Raw genomic sequence first — 818 nt, forward strand, 5'->3', positions numbered from 1 at the left:
TCGACGTTGAGCACAGAATCGGTGCCATCGCGACCCTCGACCTGGTCGAAGACCCGAGGTCCGAACCGAAGCGGCTGCGTCTGAACCGCGTACTGTGCTCGCAGTCCCAGGAGTGTCACAGTGTCGATGCCGTAACTGCCGTTGAAGCTGTCGTCCCCCGACCCACCCGGCGCGAACACGTCGTCTCCCGACCCGCCGGTGACGATATCCCGCTCGGCGCTGACGTCGTTGTTCAGGAAGATGACCGGCAGCATCTCACTGCTGCCAGGAGGCTCCTCAAGGCCCTCAAAGCGTGAGATGCCGGAGATCGCCTCGAAGCCCCACAGCGTTTCGGGCAAGCCATCCGAGGCGGTGTTCTCGACGGCTCCGATCGTCAGGTACTTCGGTCCGACTTCGCCCGCCGCGAAGTGGATCACCGGCGGGCGGGCGGGGTCGTAGCCAAAGAACTGCGCGGCGATCCCGTCCTGCTCGATGGGCGGACGGAACACGAAGGTTGCCTCCCGCGTGGTGTCGGTGCGGTCGAAACGAATGGTGGCGGACTGACCCTCAAGAATGGCGATTCGGGACCCGGCATAGGTTTGGGGCAGTTCAGGCAGCGTCACGCGGATGGCGGCACCGGCGGGGTCAAACATGGGCAGCGGACCAGGTAAAGGTGGCGTCGACGCTGGTCATCCGGCTCTCCCATGAACTCGCCCATGGTTTTCCCGTAGATGGCGCAGTGGCAAATCACGAAGCCCGGCAGGAGACCGCAGAACAATCAAGCTTCTGTTCCACACGGAGCCGTGGTGGCAGCCGGGCGTGCCAGCGATCCTCTGGAA

Annotated in this window: 1 protein-coding gene; it reads right to left on the minus strand. The window is 64.3% G+C overall.

The window, feature by feature from the left end:
* A partial coding sequence (locus tag D2K64_RS23895) for a hypothetical protein (protein ID WP_202910828.1) occupies window positions 1-632 on the minus strand: 632 nt, incomplete at its 3' end.
* Window positions 633-818 lie beyond the last annotated feature (186 nt).

This window comes from Teichococcus vastitatis, from assembly GCF_003604215.1.
In the GTDB taxonomy this organism is placed as follows: Bacteria; Pseudomonadota; Alphaproteobacteria; order Acetobacterales; family Acetobacteraceae; genus Pseudoroseomonas; species Pseudoroseomonas vastitatis.